Origin of the sequence: Cellulomonas avistercoris (genome assembly GCF_014836445.1) — a bacterium.
Taxonomy (GTDB): Bacteria; Actinomycetota; Actinomycetes; order Actinomycetales; family Cellulomonadaceae; genus Cellulomonas; species Cellulomonas avistercoris.
Map to the genome: position 1 here is coordinate 335,593 of NZ_JACSQV010000001.1, position 25,635 is coordinate 361,227.

General features: G+C 72.1%; 21 protein-coding genes. 5 read left to right on the top strand and 16 right to left on the bottom strand.

The features are described 5' to 3' along the window. Positions 1-49: 49 nt before the first annotated feature. Together H9657_RS01570 and H9657_RS01575 are read left to right on the top strand one after the other, a co-directional pair. On the top strand, positions 50-1,906 hold the full coding sequence (locus H9657_RS01570) for a glycoside hydrolase family 15 protein (RefSeq protein ID WP_225214355.1): 1,857 nt from the start codon (positions 50-52) through the stop codon (positions 1,904-1,906). Next, positions 1,903-2,619 (top strand): MBL fold metallo-hydrolase, encoded by a 717-nt coding sequence (locus tag H9657_RS01575; RefSeq protein WP_191779960.1) that lies wholly within the window; start codon positions 1,903-1,905, stop codon positions 2,617-2,619. The genes H9657_RS01570 and H9657_RS01575 overlap by 4 nt, the downstream gene beginning before the upstream one ends. Positions 2,620-2,623: 4 nt before the next feature. Here the strand turns inward: H9657_RS01575 and H9657_RS01580 are convergent, their stop codons facing one another. Beyond that, complete coding sequence (locus H9657_RS01580) at positions 2,624-3,787, bottom strand: acyl-CoA dehydrogenase family protein (protein ID WP_191779628.1); 1,164 nt, start codon at positions 3,785-3,787, stop codon at positions 2,624-2,626. A 73-nt stretch (positions 3,788-3,860) separates the two neighbouring features. Between H9657_RS01580 and H9657_RS01585 the strand changes: the two genes are divergently transcribed. Further along, a complete protein-coding gene (locus tag H9657_RS01585; protein WP_191779630.1) occupies positions 3,861-4,154 on the top strand; it encodes a YciI family protein in 294 nt (97 codons plus the stop codon). Positions 4,155-4,195: 41 nt separating this feature from the next. Here H9657_RS01585 and H9657_RS01590 read toward each other — a convergent pair whose 3' ends face one another. The 11 genes from H9657_RS01590 to H9657_RS01640 form a co-directional block, all read right to left on the bottom strand. Then, the gene (locus H9657_RS01590; protein WP_191779632.1) at positions 4,196-5,230 is read right to left on the bottom strand and encodes a TerC family protein; all 1,035 of its coding nucleotides are present in this window, start codon (positions 5,228-5,230) and stop codon (positions 4,196-4,198) included. Beyond that, positions 5,227-6,282, bottom strand: coding sequence for a TerC family protein (locus H9657_RS01595; protein ID WP_191779634.1), 1,056 nt, complete (start codon positions 6,280-6,282; stop codon positions 5,227-5,229). Before H9657_RS01595 ends, H9657_RS01590 begins: the two co-directional genes overlap by 4 nt. A 223-nt stretch (positions 6,283-6,505) precedes the next feature. Beyond that, complete coding sequence (gene uvrB / locus H9657_RS01600; protein WP_191779636.1) at positions 6,506-8,611, bottom strand: excinuclease ABC subunit UvrB; 2,106 nt, start codon at positions 8,609-8,611, stop codon at positions 6,506-6,508. 89 nt (positions 8,612-8,700) lie between these two features. Then, positions 8,701-9,150 (bottom strand): hypothetical protein, encoded by a 450-nt coding sequence (locus H9657_RS01605; RefSeq protein WP_191779638.1) that lies wholly within the window; start codon positions 9,148-9,150, stop codon positions 8,701-8,703. A gap of 207 nt (positions 9,151-9,357) precedes the next feature. Continuing rightward, complete coding sequence (coaE, locus tag H9657_RS01610; RefSeq protein WP_191779640.1) at positions 9,358-9,987, bottom strand: dephospho-CoA kinase; 630 nt, start codon at positions 9,985-9,987, stop codon at positions 9,358-9,360. Between the two features lie 136 nt (positions 9,988-10,123). Then, positions 10,124-11,614 carry a 30S ribosomal protein S1 gene (gene rpsA, locus H9657_RS01615; protein WP_191779642.1) on the bottom strand — a complete coding sequence of 497 codons (1,491 nt, stop codon included), beginning with the start codon at positions 11,612-11,614 and terminating at the stop codon, positions 10,124-10,126. 197 nt (positions 11,615-11,811) lie between these two features. Beyond that, positions 11,812-12,837: a 6-phosphofructokinase gene (locus tag H9657_RS01620; RefSeq protein WP_191779644.1), complete on the bottom strand. Its 1,026-nt coding sequence runs from the start codon at positions 12,835-12,837 to the stop codon at positions 11,812-11,814. Between the two features lie 173 nt (positions 12,838-13,010). Continuing rightward, positions 13,011-14,780 (bottom strand): ABC transporter ATP-binding protein, encoded by a 1,770-nt coding sequence (locus tag H9657_RS01625; protein WP_191779646.1) that lies wholly within the window; start codon positions 14,778-14,780, stop codon positions 13,011-13,013. Beyond that, positions 14,777-15,718 carry an ABC transporter permease gene (locus H9657_RS01630; protein WP_191779648.1) on the bottom strand — a complete coding sequence of 314 codons (942 nt, stop codon included), beginning with the start codon at positions 15,716-15,718 and terminating at the stop codon, positions 14,777-14,779. Before H9657_RS01630 ends, H9657_RS01625 begins: the two co-directional genes overlap by 4 nt. Next, complete coding sequence (locus tag H9657_RS01635) at positions 15,715-16,719, bottom strand: ABC transporter permease (RefSeq protein ID WP_191779650.1); 1,005 nt, start codon at positions 16,717-16,719, stop codon at positions 15,715-15,717. Before H9657_RS01635 ends, H9657_RS01630 begins: the two co-directional genes overlap by 4 nt. 16 nt (positions 16,720-16,735) lie before the next feature. Then, complete coding sequence (locus tag H9657_RS01640) at positions 16,736-18,406, bottom strand: ABC transporter substrate-binding protein (protein ID WP_191779651.1); 1,671 nt, start codon at positions 18,404-18,406, stop codon at positions 16,736-16,738. Positions 18,407-18,535: 129 nt separating this feature from the next. On the opposite strand from H9657_RS01640, the gene H9657_RS01645 reads away from it, so the two are divergent. Then, a complete protein-coding gene (locus H9657_RS01645) occupies positions 18,536-19,363 on the top strand; it encodes a class I SAM-dependent methyltransferase (RefSeq protein WP_191779653.1) in 828 nt (275 codons plus the stop codon). A 2-nt stretch (positions 19,364-19,365) separates the two neighbouring features. Here the strand turns inward: H9657_RS01645 and H9657_RS01650 are convergent, their stop codons facing one another. The 3 genes from H9657_RS01650 to polA all read right to left on the bottom strand — a co-directional run bounded on the left by H9657_RS01650 (position 19,366) and on the right by polA (position 24,334). Further along, a complete protein-coding gene (locus H9657_RS01650; RefSeq protein WP_191779655.1) occupies positions 19,366-21,030 on the bottom strand; it encodes a solute symporter family protein in 1,665 nt (554 codons plus the stop codon). Next, positions 21,027-21,416, bottom strand: a complete 390-nt coding sequence (locus H9657_RS01655; RefSeq protein ID WP_191779657.1) for a DUF485 domain-containing protein — start codon at positions 21,414-21,416, stop codon at positions 21,027-21,029. Before H9657_RS01655 ends, H9657_RS01650 begins: the two co-directional genes overlap by 4 nt. Before the next feature lie 170 nt (positions 21,417-21,586). Continuing rightward, positions 21,587-24,334 carry a DNA polymerase I gene (gene polA, locus H9657_RS01660; RefSeq protein ID WP_191779659.1) on the bottom strand — a complete coding sequence of 916 codons (2,748 nt, stop codon included), beginning with the start codon at positions 24,332-24,334 and terminating at the stop codon, positions 21,587-21,589. On the opposite strand from polA, the gene H9657_RS01665 reads away from it, so the two are divergent. Beyond that, a complete protein-coding gene (locus tag H9657_RS01665) occupies positions 24,333-24,737 on the top strand; it encodes a hotdog fold thioesterase (protein ID WP_191779661.1) in 405 nt (134 codons plus the stop codon). The two genes, polA and H9657_RS01665, sit on opposite strands and share 2 nt — an antisense overlap. On the opposite strand, the gene H9657_RS01670 is transcribed toward H9657_RS01665, so the two are convergent. Then, positions 24,653-25,246 (bottom strand): GNAT family N-acetyltransferase, encoded by a 594-nt coding sequence (locus H9657_RS01670; protein WP_318241223.1) that lies wholly within the window; start codon positions 25,244-25,246, stop codon positions 24,653-24,655. The genes H9657_RS01665 and H9657_RS01670 overlap by 85 nt on opposite strands. Positions 25,247-25,635 lie beyond the last annotated feature (389 nt).

A 25,635-nucleotide genomic window follows, 5' to 3' on the forward strand; every position in this document is an offset into this window, starting at 1 on the left:
GGCGCGTCACGACGGGCGACGCCGGGCGACGCGCGCCATGCTGGGGCCGATGGACGCCCCACCGCCCCTCTCCCCCGTCCGCCCGGCGCACCTCGGCCGCCAGGTGCCGATCGAGGACTACGCCGTGCTCGGTGACGGCCACACCGCGGCGCTCGTCTCGCGTCACGGCTCCGTCGACTGGCTCTGCCTGCCGCGGTTCGACTCCGACGCCTGCTTCGCCGCCCTGCTCGGGACGCCCGAGCACGGGCGCTGGCTGCTGACGGTGCGCGGCGCGACCGCGGTCACGCGCCGGTACCGCGGCGACTCCTTCGTGCTCGAGACCACCTACCGCACGCCGCGCGGCACCGCGGTGGTCACCGAGGCCATGCCGCTGGGTGACGGCCGCGCCGACCTGGTGCGTCGCGTCGAGTGCACGGACGGTGAGGTCGAGGTCGAGCACGACTGGGTCGTGCGCTTCGGGTACGGCGCCGTCGAGCCGTGGGTGCGGCACGAGACCGACGTCGAGGGCGGCGACACGATCCGGGCCGTCGCCGGTCCCGACTCCCTCGTGCTCCGCGGGGACCGGCTCCCGCGTGCCGTCGACCGCCGCCACCACGACCTCTTCACGCTGCGCGCGGGGCAGTCCGTCGAGCTCTCGCTCACGTGGGTCCGCTCGTGGGAGCCCGTCCCGCCGCGGCTCACGGTGCCCGACCGTGTCGACGCCACCGCCATCGCCTGGGGCCTGTGGGCGAGGGACTGCACCTACGGCGGCCCGTACCGGGAGGCCGTGGTCCGTTCCCTCCTGGTCCTGCGGCTGCTCTCCGACGTCACCACCGGCGGCATCGTCGCCGCACCCACGACGTCGCTGCCGGAGACCTTCGGCGGCGAGCGCAACTGGGACTACCGCTTCTGCTGGCTGCGCGACGCCTCGCTGGCCCTCGAGGCGCTCCTCGAGCAGGGCTTCCGCGACGAGGCGACGCAGTGGCGGGACTGGCTCCTGCGCGCCGTGGCGGGCGACCCCAAGGACCTCCAGATCATGTACCGCATCGACGGCGGACGGCGGCTGCCCGAGGAGGAGCTGGACCACCTGCCGGGCTACGCCGGGTCGCGACCCGTGCGCATCGGCAACGCGGCGGTCGGCCAGGTGCAGCACGACGTGCTCGGCGAGGTGATGTCGGCGCTCGCCATGGCCCGGGACGCCGGCCTGCCGGAGACCGCCGACACGTGGTCGCTCCAGCGGCACCTCGTCGACGCGCTCGCGAGCACGTGGCGCGAGCCGGACCGGGGGATCTGGGAGGTCCGCGGGGAGCCGCGCCACTTCACGCACTCGAAGGTCATGGTCTGGGCCGCGCTGGACCAGGCGGTCCGAGCGGTCGAGGCACACGGCCTGCCCGGCCCGGTGGACCGCTGGCGGCGCGTGCGCGAGGAGGTCCGCGCCGACGTCATGGAGCACGGGTGGTCGGCCGAGCGCCAGACGTTCGTGCAGCAGTACGGCGCGGACCACACCGACGCCTCCCTGCTGCAGATCGTGCACGTGGGGTTCGTCCCGCCCGACGGGCCGCACGCCCGGGGCACGATCGCGGCGGTGCGCGAGGAGCTCGAGGTCGCACCGGGCCTGCTGCTGCGCTACCACACCGAGCGGACCGACGACGGCCTGCAGGGGGCCGAGTCCCCCTTCCTCGCGTGCTCGTTCTGGCTCGCCGACGCGCTGGCGCGGTCCGACGACCTCGCCGGGGCGACCGAGGTGCTCGACGCGCTCGTCCCCCTGGCCAACGACGTCGGCATGCTCGCCGAGCAGTACGACCCGGTGACGCGGCACATGGTGGGGAACGTGCCGCAGGCGCTCTCGCACCTCGCCCTGGTGCGGGCGGCCCACAGCCACGACCTGGCCGCACGGCGGGCGACGACGCGGATGGCCACGTGCTGAGCGACGGCGGCTGGGACGGGCACGTGGTCCCGGGCGGCGCCACCGCGGTGCGCGTGCTCGACGAGGCCGAGATCCGCAAGGCGTCCGTCGGCCCGATGGACAACGACGCCTACCTCGTGACGTGCCGACGCTCCGGCGCCCAGCTGCTGGTCGACGCGCCCACCGACCCGGACCGGCTGCTCGCGCTCGTGCGCGAGGGGTCCCCGTCCGCGCGGCTCGACCTGGTGGTCGTCACCCACCAGCACGCCGACCACCTCGGCGCCGTGGCGTCGGTCGTGGCCGTGACCGGTGCACGGCTCGCCGCGGGAGCACCCGACGCCGACGCCGTCGGCCGGCTCGGTGGGCACGCGGTGGACACGCGCCTGCGGCACGGCGACCGCCTGGCGGTGGGCCACCTCGTCCTCGACGTCGTCGCGCTGCGCGGTCACACGCCGGGCTCCGTCGCGCTCGCGCTCACCGAGCCGGACGACGTCTCGGCGCCGGGTGCGGTGCCGGGCCGCGTCCACCTCTTCACAGGAGACTCGCTGTTCCCCGGCGGGGTGGGCAGCACGCAGGGCGACCCGCAGCGGTTCGCGCAGCTGCTCGGGGACGTGACGTCCCGCGTGTTCGACCGGTACCGCGACGACACGTGCGTCTACCCGGGCCACGGGGACGGCACGACGCTCGGCGAGCAGCGGCCCGCGCTGCCCGCCTGGGCCGCCCGCGGGTGGTGACGGCTCAGTCCTGCGGCGGGCCCAGCACCGAGGTCGCGAGCGTCGCGTGGGCCGACTCGTCGTCCGACGGGTGGTAGATGCCGGCCAGCACGTCGCGGTACAGCCGCGCGAGCTCGCTGCCGGTGAAGTACGCACCGCCGCCGGAGACGCGCAGCGCGAGGTCGACGACGACGCGGGCGGTCTCGGTCGCGCGAACCTTGAGGCCGACGAGCTGCGCGAACCACCGCGCACCGTGGTCGACCTCCTCGTCGACGTCCCGCGCCAGCGCGAACACCTGCAGCTCGGCACCGTCCTGCGCGAGCGCCGCGTCGGCGATGCGCCAGCGGATGTCGGGGTCCTGCGCGTACGACCGTCCGCCGTGCTTGAACGACGTGCGGCGCCGCGCGTGCCCGACCGCCAGCTCGAGAGCCCGCCGGCCGATGCCCGTGTACACGGCCGCGAGCAGGGTCTCGAACACGGCGAAGAGCGCGAACACGAACGAGTCCGCCGACGGCCCGACCGGCAGCCTCCGGTACACGCGGTCGGCCGGGGCGTACGCGCCGTCGAGCACGGTCGTCGCGGACTGGGACGCCCGCATGCCGAGCGCGTCCCAGTCGTCACGCGGCTCCACGCCGCCGCCGTCGCGCGCGACCACGCCGTGCACCAGCCGCGGGTCGTCCGGGTCGGAGTCGTCCAGGCCGAACGTCGCCAGGCGCGTCCACACCGGCGACAGGGACGTGAAGATCTTGGTCCCGTGGTACCGGTAGCCGCCGTCGGGCTGCGGGACGGCGCGCGTCCGCGACCCGAACATGACGAGGTCGTTGCCCGCCTCGGAGTTGCCGAACGCGAAGACCTCCCCCGCCGCCGCGTCGCGCAGGACGAACTCCACCGACCGGTCACCCCGCGCCACCAGCAGCGCGGCGAGCCCCGTGACGACCAGGTGCATGTTGACCGCCAGCGCCGTCGCCGGGGCCGCGCCCGCCAGCCGCACCTGCTCGCGGGCGACCTCCTCGAGGGTCAGGCCGGCGCCGCCGAGGTGCTCGGGCACGAACGCCCGCAGGTAGCCTGCGGCGACGAGGTCGGACAGGTCGTCGTGCGGGAACGTGCTGTCGCGGTCGTGGACGTCGGCGCGCGCGTGGATCCGCGCGAGGACGTCGTCGGTGAGCAGGGTGCGCAGCGTGCGGGCCATCCGACCACTCTGCCACCGCGGCGGTCGCGGTCGGTCCCGACACCGGACCGGCCTGCTCGGGCAGGATGGCGCCATGAGCATCTTCGCCGTCCGCTACACCTACGACGAGCGGGCCGAGGTCCGCGACGCGGTCCGTCCCGAGCACCGCGCCTGGTTGGCCGAGCTCGCGACCGCGGGTGTCCTGCTGGGTTCGGGGCCCTTCACCGACGGGGAGCCCGGTGCGCTGCTCGTCCTGCAGTCCGCGGACGAGAGCGCGCTGCGCACCGTGCTCGCGCAGGACCCGTTCGCGCGCGACGGCCTCGTCGCCGCGACCGAGGTGCGCGGGTGGGACCTCGTCCTCGGCCCCTGGTCGACGCCCTCGTCGTGACGCGTGGGCCGGCCCGTGCGGGCCGGCCCCCGCCGCACGGCTCACGGCGTCGTCGGGAGGTCCGGGGCGTCGGCTCCCGGCGCGCGCGGCGGCTCCGCAGGGCCGCGGCGGGAACGGACGAGGCTCGCGGCGGTCGCGACCCCGAGCGCGCCCGCGATGACCACGAGCGACAGCCAGGTCGGGACCTGCGGCGCCCATGCCACGGGCTCGCCGCCGTTGAGGAACGGCAGCGAGTTGGTCGCGAGCGCCTCGAGCACGAGCTTGACCCCGATGAACGCGAGGATCGCGGCCAGGCCGTACGGCAGGTACACGAGCCTGTCGAGGAGCCCGCCCAGCAGGAAGTACAGCTGGCGCAACCCCATGAGCGCGAAGACGTTCGCGGTGAACACGATGAACGGGTCGTGGGTCAGGCCGAAGACCGCAGGGATCGAGTCGAACGCGAACAGCAGGTCGGTCGTGCCGATGGCGACGAACACCACCACGAGCGGCGTGAAGACGCGCCGGCCGTCGTGCTCGGTGCGGACCTTGCCGCCGTCGTAGGTCGGGGACATCGGCAGGATGCGGCGCACGGTGCGCACGAGCCGGTTCTCCTCGTACTGCTCGTCGCCACCGCCGACGCCCTCGCGGACGAGCTTGACCGCCGTCCAGACCAGGAACGCCCCGAACACGTAGAACACCCACGTGTACCGCTCGATGATCGCGGCACCGGCGACGATGAACACCGCGCGCAGGACGAGCGCGATGATGATCCCGACCATCAGCACCCTCTGCTGCTGCTCCCGCGGCACGGCGAAGCTCGACATGATGAGCAGGAACACGAAGAGGTTGTCGACCGACAGGCTGTACTCGGTCAACCAGCCGGCCAGGAACTCCCCGCTGGGCGCCGGCCCGCCGACGAGGGCGAGCACGCCCGCGAACACGAGCGCGAGCCCCACGTACAGCGCCACCCAGGTGACGCTCTCGCGGATCGAGGGCACGTGCGGCCGACGCCGCACGACCGCGAGGTCGAGCAGCAGGATCGCGACGACCGCGACGAGCGTCGCGACCTCGAACGCGACCGGCAGCTCGTGCGTCACGCGCGGCCCTCGGTGTCCTCGTCCGTCGCCGAGGAGGCCAGACCGTGGGTCTGGGCACGGGAGGTCGCGCGTGCGGCGGCGGCCTCGTCGAGGCGCGTGCGGCGCAGCGAGAGCACCGTCGTCACCACGAGGGTGCCGACGATGACGCCGAGCGACACCCAGGTCCCGATCTCCGGGACGACGGTGACGTGCTCACCACCGTTGATGAACGGCACCTCGTTGGTGTGCAGCGCGTGGATGAGGAGCTTGACCCCGATGAACCCGAGGATCGCGCCGAGGCCGTACGACAGGTAGACGAGCTTGTCGAGCAGACCGTCGATGAGGAAGAACAGCTGGCGCAGCCCGAGCAGCGAGAACGCGTTGGCGGTGAAGACGAGGTAGGTCTCCTGCGTGAGGCCGAAGATCGCGGGGATCGAGTCGACCGCGAAGATGATGTCCGCGGTGCCGATGGCGATCATCACGATGAGCATCGGCGTCATGAACCGCGTGCCGTCCCGACGCACGAACATCTTGTCGCCGACGTAGTCGTCCGTGGTCGGGAAGACCCGGCGCGTCCAGCGCAGCACGCTGTTCTCGTGGTACTCGTCGTCGTCCTCACGGCCGGCCTTGATCTGGGTCCAGGCGGTGTAGAGCAGGAACGCGCCGAAGATGTAGAAGATCCACGACAGGTTCTCGATCATCGCCGCGCCGACGAAGATGAAGGCCGTCCGCAGCACCAGGGCGATGGTGATGCCGATGAGCAGCACCTTCTGCTGGTACAGCCGCGGGACCCGGAAGCTGGCCATGATGAGGACGAACACGAACAGGTTGTCGACCGACAGGCTCTTCTCGGTCACGTACCCGGCGAAGTACTCCGCGCCGTACGTCGAGCCCCAGACGCCCCACACCAGGACCCCGAAGAGCAGGGCGACGCCGACGTACCCGGCCGACCACCAGCCCGACTCCCGGAGCGTCGGCTCGTGCGGCGAGCGCACGTGCCCGACGTAGTCGACAGCGAGCATGATGAGGATGACGCCGACGGTGACGGCCCATACCCACAGGGGAACATCCACGAACAGACCTCCGGATCGGTACGACGAGGGACCGGAGGTCTCTTCCGCCAGCGCCCACCGCAGCGTGTGCGGGATCGTGCGCGCGGCCGACGCCACCGGGCCGGCAACGCTGGCGACCGTGATGACGATGACGTCGTGGGGAGTACTCCCCTCCGCCCCGAACTATAGGTGACGACAGCCCTCGCGACACTCCCGGCCGACGACCGGCGGCGCCTGGCGCGTCTCAGGCGGTCGCGGACTGCATCTGGCGGAGCTCCTTCTTCAGGCCGGAGATCTCGTCGCGCAGGCGCGCCGCGAGCTCGAACTGCAGCTCACCGGCGGCGGCGTGCATCTGGTCCGTGAGCTCCTGGATGAGGTCGGCGAGGTCGTGAGCCGCCGCTCCCGTCAGCCGCGTCCGGTCGTCCCCGGCGCCGGCGCGCGAGCCCAGGCCGGGGACGGGCGCCTTGCCACGGCTCGTCTGCCGCCCGGCACCGCCCAGCAGCTCGGCCGTGTCGGCGTCCTCGCGCGCGAGCATGTCGGTGATGTCACCGATGCGCTTGCGCAGCGGCTGCGGGTCGATGCCGTGCTCGACGTTGTAGGCGATCTGCCGCTCGCGGCGGCGCTCCGTCTCGTCGAGGGCCTGCCGCATCGCGGGGGTCACGGTGTCCGCGTACATGTGGACCTGGCCCGACACGTTGCGCGCGGCGCGGCCGATGGTCTGGATGAGGGACTTGCCGGAGCGCAGGAAGCCCTGCTTGTCGGCGTCGAGGATCGCCACCAGCGACACCTCGGGCAGGTCGAGGCCCTCGCGCAGCAGGTTGATGCCGACGAGGACGTCGTACTCCCCCAGCCGCAGCTCGCGCAGCAGCTCGACGCGCCGCAGCGTGTCGACCTCGGAGTGCAGGTAGCGCACCCGCACGTCCTTCTCCAGCAGGTAGTCGGTCAGGTCCTCCGACATCTTCTTGGTCAGCGTCGTCACCAGGACGCGCTCGTCGCGCTCGACCCGCTCCCGGATCTCCCCCAGCAGGTCGTCGATCTGGCCCTGCGTGGGCTTGACCAGGACCTGCGGGTCGACGAGGCCGGTCGGCCGGATGATCTGCTCGACGACGCCGTCCGCCATCGACAGCTCGTAGTCGCCCGGGGTCGCGGACAGGTAGACCGTCTGGCCGATCCGCTCGACGAACTCCTCCCACCGCAGCGGCCGGTTGTCCACCGCGCTCGGCAGCCGGAAGCCGTGGTCGACGAGCGCCCGCTTGCGGGACATGTCCCCCTCGAACATCGCCCCGATCTGCGGCACGGTCACGTGCGACTCGTCGATGACGAGGAGGAAGTCCTCCGGGAAGTAGTCGATGAGCGTGTTGGGCGCCGAGCCGGGCGCCCGTCCGTCGATGTGGCGCGAGTAGTTCTCGATCCCCGAGCACGAGCCGATCTGGCGCATCATCTCGATGTCGTAGGTCGTGCGCATCTGCAGCCGCTGCGCCTCGAGGAGCTTGTTCTGCTGCTCGAGCTCGGCGAGGCGCTGCTCGAGCTCCTCCTCGATGCCGGCGATCGCGCGCTCCATGCGCTCGGGCCCGGCCACGTAGTGCGTCGCCGGGAAGACGTGCATCTGCTGCTCGGAGCGCACGACATCGCCGGTCAGGGGGTGCAGCGTGGCGATCGCCTCGATCTCGTCACCGAAGAACTCGATGCGGATCGCCAGCTCCTCGTAGACCGGGATGATCTCGACGGTGTCGCCGCGCACGCGGAACGTCCCGCGCGTGAAGGCCATGTCGTTGCGCGTGTACTGCATCGTGACGAACTTGCGCAGCAGCTGGTCGCGGTCCATCCGGTCGCCGACCGCGAGCGTCACCATCCGGTCCACGTACTCCTGCGGCGTGCCCAGGCCGTAGATGCACGAGACCGACGAGACGACGATGACGTCACGCCGGGTCAGCAACGAGCTCGTCGCCGAGTGGCGCAGCCGCTCGACCTCCTCGTTGATCGAGGAGTCCTTCTCGATGTAGGTGTCCGACTGCGCGATGTACGCCTCGGGCTGGTAGTAGTCGTAGTACGAGACGAAGTACTCGACCGCGTTGTTCGGCATGAGCTCGCGGAACTCGGTCGCGAGCTGCGCCGCGAGCGTCTTGTTGGGCGCCATGACGAGCGTCGGCCGCTGCAGCTCCTCGATGAGCCACGCCGTCGTGGCCGACTTGCCCGTACCGGTCGCACCGAGCAGCACGACGTCCTTCTCGCCCGCGCGCACGCGCGCCGCGAGCTCGGCGATCGCGGCCGGCTGGTCGCCGCTCGGCTTGTACTCGGAGATCACCTCGAACGGCGCGACGGTCCGCTGCAGGTCGGTGACGGGGCGCATGTGCCCACGTTACGTCGAGGCACCGACATCGACGCGGCGTCGGTGTCGGCGACCTCCGTGCACGAGACCGGCCGGCCGCCGGCCGCGGGCTACCACTCGCCGCTGAACGACACGTTCGCCGCAGGGTCCGCCGCACTGAGCATCTTGGCGTACCGCTCCATGAAGCCCCGGTACGCGCTGAAGCCGACGATCTTGCGCTTCGTCATGGGCATCAGGCCACTCATGCCGCCCGACTTCACGACGTAGCTCGTGATGACGGTCCGGACCGTCACGCGCCCGACCGCCCGGTCCACCTCGACGTCGAAGAACAGCACGGGGTCGGTGCTCTCCCGCGTCATGTCCCGGACCGACAGCGACACCTTGTTGGCGCTGCGCTCCCCCACCCGCAGCCAGCCGCTCTCGTCCTCGACCGCGGACGCCGCCGTGGTCACGAGATCGAGCACCTGGTTCGCTGACAGTGCTCCCGTGGCCACCGACATCGAGGCCTTCGACTGCAGCGGGCGCGCCTCCCACCCACTACCGACCGACTGGACCGCCATCGTTCCTCCGGCTCCGTTGCCGCGGGTCACCCGACGCGACCCGCTGGACGCGCAGTGCGCGTCCATTTGAGTGATCGGCGCCTGAACGCTACTCCTCGCGTGGACAAGCGTTCAATTCACTCGTACGGGTGCGTGTTACTAGCCGGTACGAAGGACGTTGGTCCTGCACCGCACACCGGTCGGCCGCGCATCCCGCGCGGGAGCGGATCAGCGCGCGTCGGCGGACCGCTCGTCGTCACGCTCGACCTCGAGCCGCGCCCACAGCTCGTCCACCTGGCGCACCAGGTCCGCGTCGCTGCCCGTGCCGTCCAGCACGACGTCGGCGGCCGCGAGGCGCTCCTCGTCGCGCGCCTGCGCGGCGACGCGCGCCTCCGCGTCCGCGCGCGTCATGCCGCGCAGCCGCACCAGGCGCTCGACCCGCAGCACGGCGGGCGCGTGCACCACGACCACGACGTGGAAGTCCTCGGCCTGCCCCGTCTCGACCAGCAGCGGGATGTCGTGCACGACGACGGCCCCGGCGTCGAGCGCCACGGCGGCGGCCGCGCGCTCGGCCGACAGCCGCCGGACGACCGGGTGGACGATCGCGTCGAGCCGGGCCCGTGCGCCGGCGTCCGAGAACACGACACGCGCCAGAGCGGGACGGTCGAGCGCGCCGTCGGCGTCGAGCACCCCGGGCCCGAACGCGGCCGCGACCTCGGCGAGCCCGGCCGACCCCGGGGCCACCGCCTCGCGCGCGAGCACGTCGGCGTCGATGACGACCGCCCCGAGCTCCCCGAACCTGCGGGCGGCCACCGACTTGCCCGCCGCGATGCCCCCGGTCAGCCCGATCCTCTGCATCGGCCCATCGTGGCGTCCGCCGACCTCCGGCGCGACCCCGGCGCGCGGGAGCATCTGCAGCCGGGTACGCCGACGGCCGGCCACCCGAGGGTGACCGGCCGTCGTCGTGCTGCCGTGCGGGCGGACCCGCGTGGCGTCAGTTGCCGGTGAGCTTCTCGCGGAGCGCGGCGAGAGCCTCGTCCGACGCGAGCGTCCCGGTGACCTCGTCGCTCGCCGACGAGTACGTCGACGGCGCCGGGCCGCTGCTGCTGGAGCTGCTGGCGGCCGGGGTCTCCGACGTCGAGGCCTCGAGGTCCGCCTGGGCGGCCGCGGCGACCTGCTTGCGGTGCGCCTCCCAGCGCTCGTGCGCGGCCGCGTACTGGGCCTCCCACGTCTCGCGCTGCGCCTCGAAGCCCTCGAGCCACTCGTTGGTGGTCGAGTCGAAGCCCTCGGGGTACTTGTAGTTCCCCTGCTCGTCGTACTCGGCCGCCATGCCGTACAGGGCGGGGTCGAAGTCGTCCGACTCGGGGTCGAAGCCCTCGTTCGCCTGCTTCAGCGACAGCGAGATGCGGCGACGCTCGAGGTCGATGTCGATGACCTTGACGAAGACGTCGTCGCCGACCTGCACGACCTGCTCCGGGATCTCGACGTGGCGCACGGCCAGCTCCGAGATGTGGACGAGGCCCTCGATGCCGTCCTCGACGCGCACGAACGCACCGAAGGGGACGAGCTTGGTGACCTTGCCGGGCACGACCTGGCCGATGGCGTGCGTCCGGGCGAACGCCTGCCACGGGTCCTCCTGCGTCGCCTTGAGCGACAGGGAGACACGCTCGCGGTCGAAGTCGACCTCGAGCACCTCGACCGTGACCTCCTGGCCGACCTCGACGACCTCGGAGGGGTGGTCGATGTGCTTCCACGACAGCTCGGAGACGTGCACGAGGCCGTCCACGCCGCCGAGGTCCACGAAGGCGCCGAAGTTGACGATCGACGACACGACACCGGGGCGGACCTGGCCCTTCTGCAGCGTCTGCAGGAAGGTCGAGCGCACCTCGGACTGCGTCTGCTCGAGCCACGCACGCCGCGACAGCACGACGTTGTTGCGGTTCTTGTCGAGCTCGATGATCTTCGCCTCGATCTCCTTGCCGACGTACGGCTGGAGGTCGCGCACGCGACGCATCTCGACGAGGGAGGCGGGCAGGAAGCCGCGCAGACCGATGTCGAGGATGAGGCCGCCCTTGACGACCTCGATGACGGTGCCGGTGACGACGCCGTCCTCCTCCTTGATCTTCTCGATCGTGCCCCACGCCCGCTCGTACTGCGCGCGCTTCTTGGACAGGATCAGACGGCCTTCCTTGTCCTCCTTCTGGAGGACCAGGGCCTCGACCTCGTCGCCGACCTTCACGACCTCGCCGGGGTCCACGTCGTGCTTGATGGACAGCTCACGGGAGGGGATGACGCCCTCGGTCTTGTAACCGATGTCGAGCAGGACCTCGTCGCGGTCGACCTTGACGATGGTGCCCTCGACGATGTCGCCATCGTTGAAGTACTTGATGGTGGCGTCGATCGCGGCGAGGAAGTCCTCGGCCGAACCGATGTCGTTCACCGCGACCTGCGGGCTGGCGGGCTTCGCGGGGGTGGAGATGCTCATGTAGTGGTGGGCTCCGATGCGGACAGGAAGTAGGACGGACAGGGAATCGTGCGTGGCAGGACGCCACGTCGGCACTGCGCCCCCGGCACCCGCGAACGGCCTGGGACCGGGGTGGGAGTCGAGGATCGGTACGCGCGAGGACGCGCGGCACCGCCGTCCACCCTATCGGGTGGGCGGCCGGGCAGGCAAAGGGAACGTCAGGCCAGCGCCCGCGCCACCGTCAGCAGGCCCTGCGGCACGAACTTGACCTTGCCGGCGACCTCGGAGAGCGGGACGAGCACGACCTCCTCGCCGCGGATGGCGGTCATGACGTTGGTCGTGCCCGCCGTCACGGCGTCGATCGCGGCGACGCCGAACCGGGACGCCAGGATCCGGTCGGCGGCCGTCGGGATGCCGCCCCGCTGGGTGTGGCCCAGCACCGTGACGCGCGTGTCGAACCCGGTGCGCTGCTCGATCTCGACCTTGAGCCGCTCGCCGATCGCGCCGGCGACGATCTCGCCGAACTTCCCGACCTGCGTCTCGTACAGCATGGACGAGCCCTCGGCAGGCACGGCACCTTCGGCGACGACCACGATCGAGAAGCTCGCGTGCGCGCGGTGGCGGTGCTTGAGGAACTTCTCGATCCGCGTGATGTCGAACGGCTCCTCCGGCGCGAGCACGAGCTCCGCACCACCGGCGATGCCCGACGTGACGGCGATCCAGCCCGCGTGGCGGCCCATGACCTCGACGATCATCACGCGGTTGTGGGACTCGGCGGTCGTGTGGATCCGGTCGATCGCCTCGGTCGCGATGCTGACGGCCGTGTCGAACCCGATCGACGCGTCCGTCGCCCACACGTCGTTGTCGATCGTCTTCGGGATGCCGACGACCTTGACGCCGGCCTCGGCGACCTTGCTGGCCGCGTTGAGCGTGCCGTCGCCCCCGATGCAGATGAGGGCCTCGATGCGCTCGGCCTCGAGCGTCGCGAGCGCCGCGTCCAGACCGCCGTCCGACGCGTGGGGGTGGTACCGCGCGGTGCCCAGCAGGGTCCCCCCGGTCGGGAGCACGTTGCGGATGTCCCGGCGGGTCAGGGGCATGACGTCGCCGTCGACCACACCCTTCCAACCGTTGCGGAAGCCGATGATGGAGTGGCCGTGCTCGCCCTCCCCCCGCTTGACGACGGCACGGATCGCGGCGTTCAGGCCCGGGACGTCACCGCCACCGGTCAGCAGACCGACTCGCACGCTGGAGCTCCTCGTTCGCAGGGGCCACCGCCGGAAGGTCGGAGGGCCGGGCACGCGTCGACGCGTGCACCCACAACCCTAGCCACCCTCCGGCGCCGACCCGACGCCAAGGGTCCCGGGGTCGATGACGCCGCGGCTCCGGACGGCCGTGCGCGGCACCGCGAGCGCCGCCGTCAGGCCGGTCGGCCCAGGTCGAGGTCCCGGCCGGGGATCGCGTCGAGGAGTGTGCGGGTGTACTCGGTGCGCGGCGCGTCGAACACGTCGTTGACCGTGCCGCGCTCGACGATCCGCCCCTCCTGCATGACGCAGACCTCGTCCGCGATCTGGCGCACGACCGCCAGGTCGTGGCTGATGAACAGGTACGTCAGCCCGAGGCGCTCCTGCAGGTCGGCGAGCAGCCGCAGGATCTGCGACTGGACGATGACGTCGAGCGCGGACACCGCCTCGTCGCAGACCACGAGGTCGGGCTCGAGCGCGAGGGCCCGGGCGATCGCGACCCGCTGCCGCTGGCCGCCGGACAGCTCGGCCGGGTAGCGGCGGAGCAGCCCGGCGGGCAGGGCGACCTGCTCCATCAGCTCGCGGACGCGCGCGTTGCGCTGCGCGCGGTCGCCGATGCCGTGCGCGCGCAGCGGCTCCTCGACCGTCCGGTAGACGGTGAACAGCGGGTCGAGCGACGCGTAGGGGTCCTGGAAGATCGGCTGCACCCGGCGGCGGAACGCGACCTCGCCCGCGCGGTCGAGCCCGGCGACGTCGGCGCCGTCGAAGCGGATGCTCCCCGACGTCGGCGTCAGCAGGTCGAGCATCATGCGGGCGATCGTCGACTTGCCCGAGCCGGACTCCCCCACGACGGCCAGCGTGCGGCCGCGCGGCACGACGAAGCTCACGTCGTCGACCGCGGTGAAGTCGGTCGAGCGACCGAGCAGCCCGCGCCCGCGGATCGGGAAGACCTTCGTCACGTGGTCGACCTCGACCAGCGGCGGCGGTGCGTCGGGGGCCACGGCCACCGGGGCGTCGGCGGTGGCGACGGGCGCGGTCGACGCCCCGGCGGGTGCCGTGGCCTGGTCGTCCGTCACGGGGTCGGCCACCTCCACGCCGTGACGCGCGAGCTCGATGCGTCGCGACGCGAGCGACGGCGCGGCCGCGAGCAGCCGCCGCGTGTACTCGTGCTGCGGGTCGGTCAGCAGCGTGCGGGCCTCGCCCTGCTCGACGACCTCGCCGCGGTACATCACGACGACACGGTCGGCCCGTTCGGCGGCCAGCCCGAGGTCGTGCGTGATGAGCAGCACGGCGACGCCCAGCCGGTCGGTGAGGTCCGTCAGCCCGTCGAGGATGGTGCGCTGCACGGTGACGTCGAGCGCGGATGTGGGCTCGTCGGCGATGAGCAGCCGGGGACGCGCCGCCAGGCCCATCGCGATGAGCGCCCGCTGGCGCATGCCGCCCGAGAACTCGTGCGGGTACTGCCGGGCGCGCCGCGCCGCGTCCGGCAGCCCCGCCTCCGCGAGCAGCTCGACCGTGCGCTCGCGCACGTCGCGCCCGCGCACGACGCCGTTGTCCTCGAGCGTCTCGTCGATCTGCGCCCCCACGCGGCGCACCGGGTTGAGGTTCGACATCGGGTCCTGCGGCACCATGCCGATGCGGGCCCCCCGCAGCCGGTGCATCGCGCCCGGGCCGAGCGTGGCCAGGTCCTCGCCCTCGAAGAGGATCTGCCCGCCCGTCACCGCACCGTTGCCGGCGAGCAGGCCGATGACGGCCGCGGCGGTCGTCGACTTGCCGGAGCCGGACTCCCCCACGACCGCCACGGTCTGCCCGGCGTGCACGTCGAACGACACGCCGCGCACGACCGTCGCGCTGCCGGCCTCGGTGCGGAACGTGACCTCGAGGTCGCGGATGCTCAGCAGCGGGGCGCCCCCGGCGCCGTCCTGCGGTGCGGTCGTCACGCTCATCGTCTCCTCGATCGCGGGTCGAGCGCCTCGCGCAGCGCCTCGCCGAACAGGGTGAAGCCCAGGGCCGTCACCGAGATGCAGATGCCCGGCCACAGCGCGAGGCGCGGTGCGATCTCGAGCTCGTTCTGCGCGGCCACGAGCATGCGGCCCCACTCGGCGGTCGTCGGGGAGCCACCCCCGAGGCCGAGGAACGACAGCGCGGCGGCCTCGATGACGGCCGTCGCGAGCAGCAGGGTGGCCTGCACGATGACCGGCGAGACGCTGTTGGGCAGGACGTGGCTCATCGTCACGGTGCGGCGCGAGAGTCCCAGGGAGCGCGCCGCGAGCACGTAGTCCGAGCCCTTCTGCGCGAGCATCGACCCCCGCAGGAGCCGCGCGAAGACCGGGACCTGCACGACGCCGATGGCGATGACGACGGCCGACGGCGTCTGGCCTGCGACGGCCGCGATGGACACCGCGAGCAGCAGGCTCGGGACCGCGAGCATGAGGTCGACCAGGCGCATCGCCGCGGAGTCGACCCAGCCGCCGAACGCGCCCGCCAGCAGCCCGACGAGCATGCCGCCGGCGAGCCCCAGGAGCGTCGAGAGCACGCCGATGAGCAACGACGCCCTCGCCCCCCAGATCAGCTGGGACAGCACGTCCGCGCCGTAGCGGTCGAGGCCGAGCGGGTGGCCGGGCGACGGCCCGGGGATGAAGGTCGGCCGCACGTCCGCGCGTCCCGGCAGCGCCCCCGGCCCGTACGGCGCCAGCAGCGGCGCCAGGACCGCGACGAGGACGAACGCGACGACGATGAGGACGCCCACGACGGCAGCGGGGTTCCGCGCGAGCCGGCGCACGGCGACGCGCCAGAGGGACTCCCCCGCGCGCCTGTCCTCGGCCAGCGCCGCGCCGGCGTCGACCGGCCCCTGCGGGACCTCGTAGACCTCGGGTGCGCTCATCGCGTCCTCATCCTCGGGTCGATCAGGCCGTACGACACGTCCACCGCCAGGTTCACGAGGGCGTAGACCACGGCGATGAGCAGGATGAACCCCTGCAGGACGGCGTAGTCGAGGTTGAACACCGCGTCGGCGAGGAACTTGCCGATGCCGGGGAACGCGAACACGGTCTCGGTGAGCACTGCGCCGGACAGCAGCAGCCCGACCTGCAGGCCGATGGTCGTGGAGACCGGGAGCATCGCGTTGTGCAGGATCACGCGGCCGCGCACGTGCGCCGTCGACAGGCCCTTGGCGCGCGCGGTGCGCACGTAGTCGGCGTGCTGCACGTCGATGACGGACGCGCGCGTGATGCGCGCGATGATCGCCAGCGGGATCGTCCCGAGCGCCAGCGCCGGCAGCAGCAGGTGCACGAGCGCGTCCCAGCTGGCGTCCCACTCACGGGTCAGCACGCCGTCGAGCACGTAGAAGCCCGTCGGGTGGGTCGCGATCATGGCCGGGTCCTGACGTCCCGTGGACGGGAACCAGCCGAGCTGCACGGCGAACAGCCACTTGAGCAGGAAGGCCAGGAAGAAGACGGGGATCGTCACGCCGAGCAGCGACGTCACGACCGCCGCGTGGTCGACGAGCCGTCCCTGGTGCCGGGCGGCGAGGTACCCCAGCGGGATGCCGATGCCGACCGCGACGAGCAGGCCGACGAGCGAGAGCTCGACGGTGGCCGGGAAGCGGGCCCAGAACTCGTCCAGCACGGGGCGTCCCGTGCGCGTGGACACGCCGAAGTTGCCCTGCAGCAGCTGCCCCAGCCACGTCACGTACTGCTGGGGCAGCGGCCTGTCGAAGCCGTAGAGCTGGTTGATCCGCTCCACCGCCTCCGGGGTGGCGCGCTCCCCCAGGAGAGCCGTCGCCGGCCCTCCCGGGAGAGCGCGCACCCACAGGAACAGCAGGACCGACAACCCGAGCAGCGTCGGGACGAGCAGCGCGAGGCGCCGCAGGATCAGTCGGGTCATCGGGTCGAGCAGCTCCTCAGTCGCCCAGCGTGATCACGTTGTAGACCTCGTCCTGGACCGGCGAGGCCGGGTACCCGTGGACGTCGGCCTTGAACGCGAGGGACGGCACCGGGTGCGCGAGCGGGACGCCGGGGAGGAAGTCGAGGATCGCCGCGTTGGCCGCCTCGTACGCCTCCTGCTGCGCGTCGACGTCAGCGACGTAGCGCGCGTCGTTGATCGCCGAGAACAGCTCCGGGTTGTCGAAGCCCCACTCGTTCGAGGCGCCGCCGAAGAAGACCCCGATGAAGTTGTAGGTGTCGTTGTAGTCGCCGGTCCACCCGAGCAGGTGCAGGCCGTGCTGCGAACCGCCCTGGATCTTGTCGAGGTACTCCGGGTTCCACGGGTCCGGGACGGGGTTGACCGTGATGCCGACCGCCTCGAGGTCCGCCGTGATCGCGGTGAAGACCTGCTCGGGCGTCGGCATGTAGGGCCGCGAGACGTTCGTGGGGTAGTTGAAGTCGATCGTCAGGTTCGACCTGCCGGCCTCGGCGAGCAGCGTGCGCGCCTTGTCGGGGTCGTAGTCGTACGTCGCGACGTCCTCGTTCCAGCCCACGACCGACGGCGGGACGAAGTTCGTCGCCACCTCGGTGCCCTCGGGGAGCGTCTGGGCGACGAGCGCCTCCTTGTTGATGGCGTACGCGATGGCCTGCCGGACCTTGAGGTCGGCCAGGTCGGGGTTCGCCTGGTTCATGCCGAGGTACAGCACGTTGAACGGCTCGCGGTTGACGATCTGGAACCCGGCGTCCTCGAGCGCCACGACGTCGGCGGGACCGACGAGGTCGTAGCCGTCGATGTCGCCCGCCTGGAGCGCCTGACGACGCGCGGTCGCGTCCGAGATGATCGGGAAGACGATCCGCTTGATCTGGCCCTGCTCGCCCCAGTAGTCGTCGTACGCCGTCAGGACGACCTCCTCGCCCGGGCTCCACGACTCGAACGTGTACGGCCCCGTACCGGTGGGGTGGCTCGTCGCGTACTCCGGAAGCACGGGTGCCTCGCCGTCACCCGTGACGGCGTCGGCCTCGTACTCCTGCAGCGCGGTCGGCGACTGCATGGAGAACGCCGGCAGGGACAGTGCCGACACGAGCTCGGGCAGCGGGCTCTGCAGGTGGATGACCGCGGTGGCGTCGTCCGGCGCCTCGCACGACTCGTACTTGCCGGTGCCGTTCAGGCTCGCGACGTCGCTGGTCGCGAAGCCGCCGTTGACCTTCTGCCAGTAGTACGACAGCGACTCCGACTGCAGGACGCCCGTGAAGTTGTTCCAGCGCTCGAAGTTGAAGCACACGGCGTCACCGTCGAACGGCGTGCCGTCCTGGAACGTCACGTCCTCCTTCAGGTGGAACGTGTACTCCAGGCCGTCGTCGCTGACGTCCCACGACTCCGCGAGCAGCGGCGCGGGGTCGGCCGTGCCCGGCTCGACGCCCACGAGGCCCTCGAAGATCTGCCGCGCCACGCGGAACGACTCGCCGTCGCTCGCGAAGGCGGGGTCGAGCGACGCGGGGTCGCCCGACGCGGCGAAGATGAACGTGTCGCGTCCCCCGCCGGTCGCACCCTCGGTGCTGCCCTCGGGGTCCCGGTCGCTGGCGGCGCACGCGGACAGGGCGAGCCCCACCACCACACCGCCCGCGACGATCTGCCATCTGGTCCTCACAGCTGCCACCTCTCGTCTGGGCGCGGTCGTGGTGCACCGCGCCACGCGGGAACCCGGTGAACGCTAGGTGCGGCGTGTCACGCGGTTGTTACGCACCGGTACGGATTCGGCATCGGACACACTGGCACCATGCCGGACGAATCCCAGGACGACGCGCTGGCGGAAGCCGGATACCGGGCGGTACCGGACGACCAGGGCGGACGCGCCGCCCGTGGGTGGTGGGACGCGAACGCGCAGGAGTACCTCGACGAGCACGGCGAGTTCCTCGGCCCCGCGGACCTGCTGTGGTGCCCCGAGGGACTGCGCGAGTCGCAGGCCCGGCTGCTCGGCGACGTGCGCGGGGCGCGCGTGCTCGAGATCGGCGCGGGCGCCGCGCAGGGCTCGCGGTGGCTGCGCAGCGTCGCCGGCGCCGACGCCGTCGCCACCGACGTCTCGGCGGGGATGCTCGCCGCGGCCGCACGCCTCGACGCCGACAGCGGCGTGGCCGTGCCGCTCGTGCAGGCGGACGCGCGGGCCCTGCCGTTCGCGGACGCGTCGTTCGACGTGGTGTTCACCGCCTTCGGTGCCCTGCCGTTCGTCCCCGACGCGCCGCGCGTGCACGCCGAGGTCGCTCGCGTGCTGCGCCCGGGCGGCCGCTGGGTCTTCTCGGTGACGCATCCCCTGCGGTGGGCCTTCCCCGACGACCCCGGGACCGGCGGGCTCACCGCCACGCGCTCCTACTTCGACCGTCGGCCCTACGTCGAGTCGGCCGCCGACGGTCGGGTCCTGTACGCGGAGTACCACCGCACCGTGGGCGACCACGTCGCCGACGTCGTCGGCGCCGGGTTCGTGCTCGACAGCCTGCTCGAGCCCGAGTGGCCCGCCGGGCACGAGCGCGTGTGGGGTGGCTGGGGGCCGGTGCGCGGCGCCCGGTTGCCCGGGACGCTGATCGTGCGTGCGCACCGACCCCCAGCCTGACCTCAGTGGGCGACCGTGGCCTTCTCCGCCCCGGCCCCCGTGAGCGAGCGCACCTCCATCTCGGCGAACTTCTCCGGGTCCGGCTTCTCCTTGGAGAGCAGCGTCCCGACGATCCCGAGCAGGAAACCGAGCGGGATCGAGATGATCCCCGGGTTCTCGAGCGGGAGGATCGCGAAGTCCACCGACGTGTCCCGGATCATCGACAGGCTCGCACCGGTGACCGGGTCGACCTTGCCGGACACGACCGGGGACAGCGCGATGAGCACGACGCAGGAGATGAGCCCGCCGTACATGCTCCACAGCGCCCCGGCGGTGTTGAACCGCTTCCAGAACAGCGAGTAGATGATCGTGGGCAGGTTGGCCGACGCGGCGACCGCGAAGGCCAGCGCCACGAGGAACGCGACGTTCTGCCCGTTGGCGAAGATGCCGCCCACGATCGCCAGCGCGCCGATGACGACCACGGTGATGCGTGCGACCCGCACCTCGGCGTCGGGCGCGACCTCGCCGCGCTTGATCACCGACGCGTAGATGTCGTGCGCGAACGAGGCGGCCGCGGTGATCGTGAGTCCGGCCACCACCGCCAGGATCGTGGCGAACGCGACGGCCGAGATGATCCCGAGCAGGAACACCCCACCCAGCTCGTACGCCAGCAGCGGTGCGGCCGAGTTGGCCTTGCCGGGCGACGACATGATCGTCTCCGGACCCACCAGGGCACCGGCGCCGTAGCCGAGCACCAGCGTGAACAGGTAGAAGATGCCGATCAGCCAGATCGCCCACACGACGGACCGCCGCGCCTCCTTGGCGGAGGGCACCGTGTAGAAGCGCATGAGGACGTGCGGCAGACCGGCCGTCCCGAGCACGAGCGCGAGCGCGAGCGACAGGAAGTTCAGCTGCGTGAGGGAGGACGCGCCGTACTGGGCCCCCGGTCCGATCAGCCGCTCGCCGTTCTCGCCGCCCATGTCGATCGCACCCTGCAGGAGCGCCGACAGGTCGAAGCCGTACTTCGCCAGCACCCACACCGTCATGAGCCCGGCGCCCGCGATGAGCAGGATCGCCTTGATGATCTGCACCCACGTGGTGCCCTTCATGCCGCCGACCAGCACGTACATGATCATCAGCGCGCCGACCACCGCGATCACCAGCGCCTGTCCCGCCGTGCCGTCGATGCCGAGGAGCAGCGCGACCAGCCCGCCGGCACCGGCCATCTGGGCCAGCAGGTAGAAGAAGACGACCGCGAGCGTCGACAGGGCCGCGGCCATGCGGACGGGACGCTGCCTGAGCCGGAACGACAGGACGTCGGCCATCGTGAAGCGTCCGGTGTTGCGCAGGAGCTCCGCGACCAGCAGGAGCGCCACGAGCCACGCGACGAGGAAGCCGATGGAGTACAGGAACCCGTCGTACCCGTAGATCGCGATCGCACCGCAGATGCCGAGGAACGACGCGGCCGACAGGTAGTCACCGGCGATGGCGGTGCCGTTCTGCGGGCCGGTGAAGGACCGGCCGGCGGCGTAGTAGTCGGCCGCGCTCTTGTTGTTGCGCGACGCGCGGAACACGATGACGAGCGTCACCACCACGAACGCGCCGAAGATGGCGATGTTGACCACCGGGTCGCCGACCTGCCCGCTGTCGGCGGCTGCGGCGAGCACGGTCGCGTCGTACCGGGTCATGCGAGACCTCCGTCACCGCGGCGCGCGCCGCCCTGGAGCGATCCGTCGGCGCCGCCGTCGATCAGCGCGCCGGACTCGATGTGCTCACGGAGGTTCTCGGCCACCGCGTCCTGCTTCTGGTTCGCCCACCGCGCGTAGGTCATGGTGATGACGAACGTGGAGACGAACTGGCCGAGCCCGAACAGCAGCCCCACCGTGATGTTGCCTGCCACGCGCGTGCTCATGAAGTCGTGCGCGTAGTTCGCGAGCAGGACGTACAGGAAGTACCACGCGAGGAAGAGCGCCGTCATGGGGAACACGAAGTTGCGGAACCTGCGGCGCAGGTCCTGGAACTCCGCTGAGCGTTGAACGCGCTGGTAGTCGGTCTCCTGATGACTCTCGGACACATGCACCTCCGATGGTCCGGACGGCGCCGTCGCCGCCACAGGGGGACCACTGTGGCGTACAACACCCCGAAATATCCACACACCAGGCGCGAAATCTCCGCTGCGTGCCGAGGACGACGACGGATGTCACACGATCCGGTGACCTGCGCGACCCGGAGGCACGCCCGGACTCAGTGACCCGCGGCGTGCCAGCTCGCGCCCGCGCCCACCGAGACGTCGAGCGGGACGTCGAGGGCCCCGCCCGGGACGCCGTCGCCGGCGCGCGCCATCTGCTCGCGGACGAGCGCCTCGACCTCCTCGCGCTCCCCCTCGGCCACCTCGAGCACGAGCTCGTCGTGGACCTGCAGGAGCATCCGCGAGCGCAGCTCCCGACGCGCGAGCTCGCGGTCGACGCCCAGCATCGCGACCTTGATCAGGTCGGCCGCGCTGCCCTGGATCGGCGCGTTGAGCGCCATGCGCTCCGCGGTCTCGCGCCGCTGCCGGTTGTCGCTCGTGAGGTCGGGGAGGTAGCGACGACGCCCGAGGATCGTGGCGGTGTACCCCGTGGCACGCGCGGCGTCGACGACGGTCGTCAGGTACTCGCGCACGCCGCCGAACCGCTCGAAGTAGTCGGCCATCAGCGCGGACGCCTCCGAGACCTCGATCGACAGCTGCTGCGACAGCCCGTACGACGACAGCCCGTACGCCAGCCCGTAGCTCATCGCCTTGATCTTCGACCGCATGGCGGGGGTGACCTGGTCGGTCGGCACGCCGAAGACGCGGGACCCGACGTAGCTGTGCAGGTCCTCCCCCGACCGGAACGCCTCGATGAGCCCCTCGTCACCCGACAGGTGGGCCATGATCCGCATCTCGATCTGCGAGTAGTCCGCCGTGAGCAGCGTGGCGTAGCCCGGACCGACGACGAACGCGCGCCGGATCTGCCGGCCGGCGTCCGTGCGGATGGGGATGTTCTGCAGGTTGGGGTCGGCCGACGACAGCCGACCGGTCGCGGCGATCGTCTGCTGGAAGGTCGTGTGGATGCGGCCGTCGTCGGCGATCGAGCGCAGCAGGCCCTCCACGGTCTGCCGCAGCCGGATCGCGTCGCGGTGGGCCAGCAGGTGCTCGAGGAACGGGTGCCCGGTCCGCGCGAACAGGTCCGTCAGCGCCGCGGCGTCCGTCGTGTAGCCGGTCTTGATCCGCTTGGTCTTCGGCATGCCCAGCTGGTCGAACAGGACCTCCTGGAGCTGCTTGGGCGAGCCGAGGTTGACCTCACGCCCGATCACGGCGTAGGCGTCCGCAGCGGCTCCCTGGACCTGGCCGTCGAACTCGCGCTCGAGCGACGTGAGGTACTCGTGGTCGATCGCGATGCCCGTGCGCTCCATGCGCGCCAGGACGTCCTCGAGCGGCAGCTCGAGGTCCGTGAGGAGCGTCGCCGCACCGCGGTCCGCCACCTCGCCCCCGAGCACGTCGACCAGGTCCCGCACGGCGGCGGCACGCACGGCGGCGCGCCGGCCCTCGTCGGCACCGTCCACCTCGAGGTCGAGCGCACCCTGCCCCTGCGAGGAGCCGTCGTCGCTGCCCAGCTCCCGGTGCAGGTAGCCGATCGCGAGGTCGGGGAGGTCGTAGGCGCGACGGTCCGGCTGGCACAGGTACGCCGCGAGCTCGGTGTCGAAGCGCACGCCGCGCAGCTCCAGGCCACGCCCGTCCAGCGCGTGCCACGCCTCCTTCGCGGCGTGCAGCGACTTGCCGCGCCCGGCGTCGGCGAGCCAGGCCGCGAGCGCCGCGTCGTCGGCGGGGTCGATCGCCGTCAGGTCGTAGGCCACGGCCTGGCCCGCGCCGTCGGCGATCGCGACGCCCCAGGCGTCCCCCCGTCCAGGCGCACCCGAGCCCCGCACGTCGAGACCCAGGACCTCGTCCGCGCGCGCGTCGAGCCAGTCGCCGAGCCCCCCGACGCCGGTCTCCACCAGGTCGAGCGACGCCGCGGTCGCGACGCGCTCGTCGCGGGTCTCGTCGGGCAGCATGGCGAAGAGCCGGTCGCGCAGCGTGCGGAACTCCAGGCCGTCCAGCATCTCGTGGAGGGCTGCGCGGTCCCACGGCCGCACCGCGAGGTCCTCAGGGCCGACGGGCAGCTCGAGGTCGGCGAGCAGGTGGTTGAGCTCACGGTTGAGCGCGACCTGTTCCAGGTTCGCGCGCAACGACTCGCCCGCCTTGCCGGTGATCCGGTCGGCGTTCTCGAGCACGCCCGCCAGCCCGTCGTACTGCCGGATCCACTTGGCGGCCGTCTTGGGGCCGACGCCGGGCACCCCGGGCAGGTTGTCGCTCGTCTCGCCGACGAGCGCCGCCAGGTCGGGGTAGCGCTCGGGCGGCAGGCCGTACTTGGCCTCGACGGCCTCCGGCGTCATGCGCGACATCTCCGACACCCCGCGCACCGGGTACAGCACCGTGACGGTGGGACCGACGAGCTGGAAGGTGTCGCGGTCGCCGGAGCAGATCAGCACCTCCATGCCCTGGTCGCGCGCCTGGGCGGTCAACGTCGCCAGGATGTCGTCGGCCTCGAAACCCGGCTTGTCGAGCACCTGGACGTGCATCGTCGCGAGCAGGTCCTTCACGATGTCGACCTGGCCGCGGAACGGCTCGGGCGTGGCGGCGCGGTTGCCCTTGTACGACTCGAGCCGCTCGGTGCGGAACGTCGTCCGCCCGGCGTCGAAGGCCACCGCGACGTGCGTCGGCTCCTCGTCGCGCAGCAGGTTCGCGAGCATCGAGGTGAACCCGAAGACGGCGTTGGTGGGCTGTCCCGTCGACGTCGCGAAGTTCTCGACCGGCAGCGCGTAGAACGCGCGGTAGGCCATCGAGTGGCCGTCGATCAGGAGCAGGCGCGGGGGCGTCGAGGTGCTGGTCGCTGGCTGGTCGGCACTCACGGGTGCCAACCTATCTGCCATGTCCGACATCCCCTTCGCCGTCCCGCCGACCGACGACACCCTCCTGCACCGCATGGGCATCGAGCTCACGCACGTCGACGCCGACGGTGCGACGGGCACGATGCCGGTGGCCGGCAACACCCAGCCCTACGGTCTGCTGCACGGTGGCGCGTCGGCCGTGCTGGCGGAGACCCTGGGATCCCTGGCGGCCGTCGCCCACGCGGGACCGGGGCGTGCGGCCGTCGGCATCGAGCTCAACGCGACGCACCACCGGTCGGCCCGCACCGGCGTGGTGACCGGGACGGCGCGCGCCCTGCACCTCGGGCGCTCGCTGGCGACCTACGAGGTCGTCGTCGAGGACGACGACGGCCGGCGGTTGTGCACCGCCCGCCTGACCTGCATGCTCATCGACGCGGTCCCCTGACGCGCGAGCGTCTCCTCGCCCAGCGCACGGGCCCGTGCCCGTCGTCGGCGTTCGATCAGGTCCTCGAGGCCGCGCGTCCCGCCGCGTCGCGCGGAGGGGGCGGGCAGGTCGAGCGCGAGCCGCCGCAGCAGGGCGCCGGTGCTCACGACGCGGTGCGCGGCAGCAGGCGCGAAGCCCAGACGCGCGAGGAAACGCTGCATGCCGCGCGACCCCGGCAGCGGGGCCGCGTAGACGTCGGTCACACCGGTCGCCTCGGCCGTCTCGGCGACGGCCTGCAGCATCGCGTGCCCGAGGCCGCGCCGTCGCAGCTGGGGCCGCACGTAGACCGCGTCGAGGCTGAGGACCACGGTGTCCGACAGCAGGCCCGGCCCGAGGAGCCGACCCAGCACGAGGCCGGCGGGCTCCCCGTCGCACGTGGCGACGAGCGTGAGCCCGTCCGGTGCCGCGGCGAGCACGGACAGGTGCTCGCGCAGCCGGTCCCGGTCGTCCGAGCACAGCTGCCGTCCCACACCCGACTCGGCACGCGCCTGCAGGCAGAGGTCGACGAGATCCTCGAGGTCGACCGACGAGACGGGTCGGACGTGGACACCTGGCCGCACTGCGGGCCTCCCGGGGACGAGGGTCGGACGTCGGACGTTCGGTCCCCCGGTCCGTGCGTCCAGTACCGATGATGGCGCACAGCCGGACGCCTGCCTAGTACGCACGTGCGTCACGTGCCGGTGAACCGGGACGAACCACCCCCACCGGTGCGTGCAGCAGGACGCAGTTCGCTACCGATCGGTAAGGAACCCTCGCGCTGACGTAATGAACAGGACACAATCCCTCCCTATCGTCTGCTGACCGTGGGCGAATGCCCATCACCCGTGCGGCGACCTCGTGTGCCCGTGCCCGAACACCA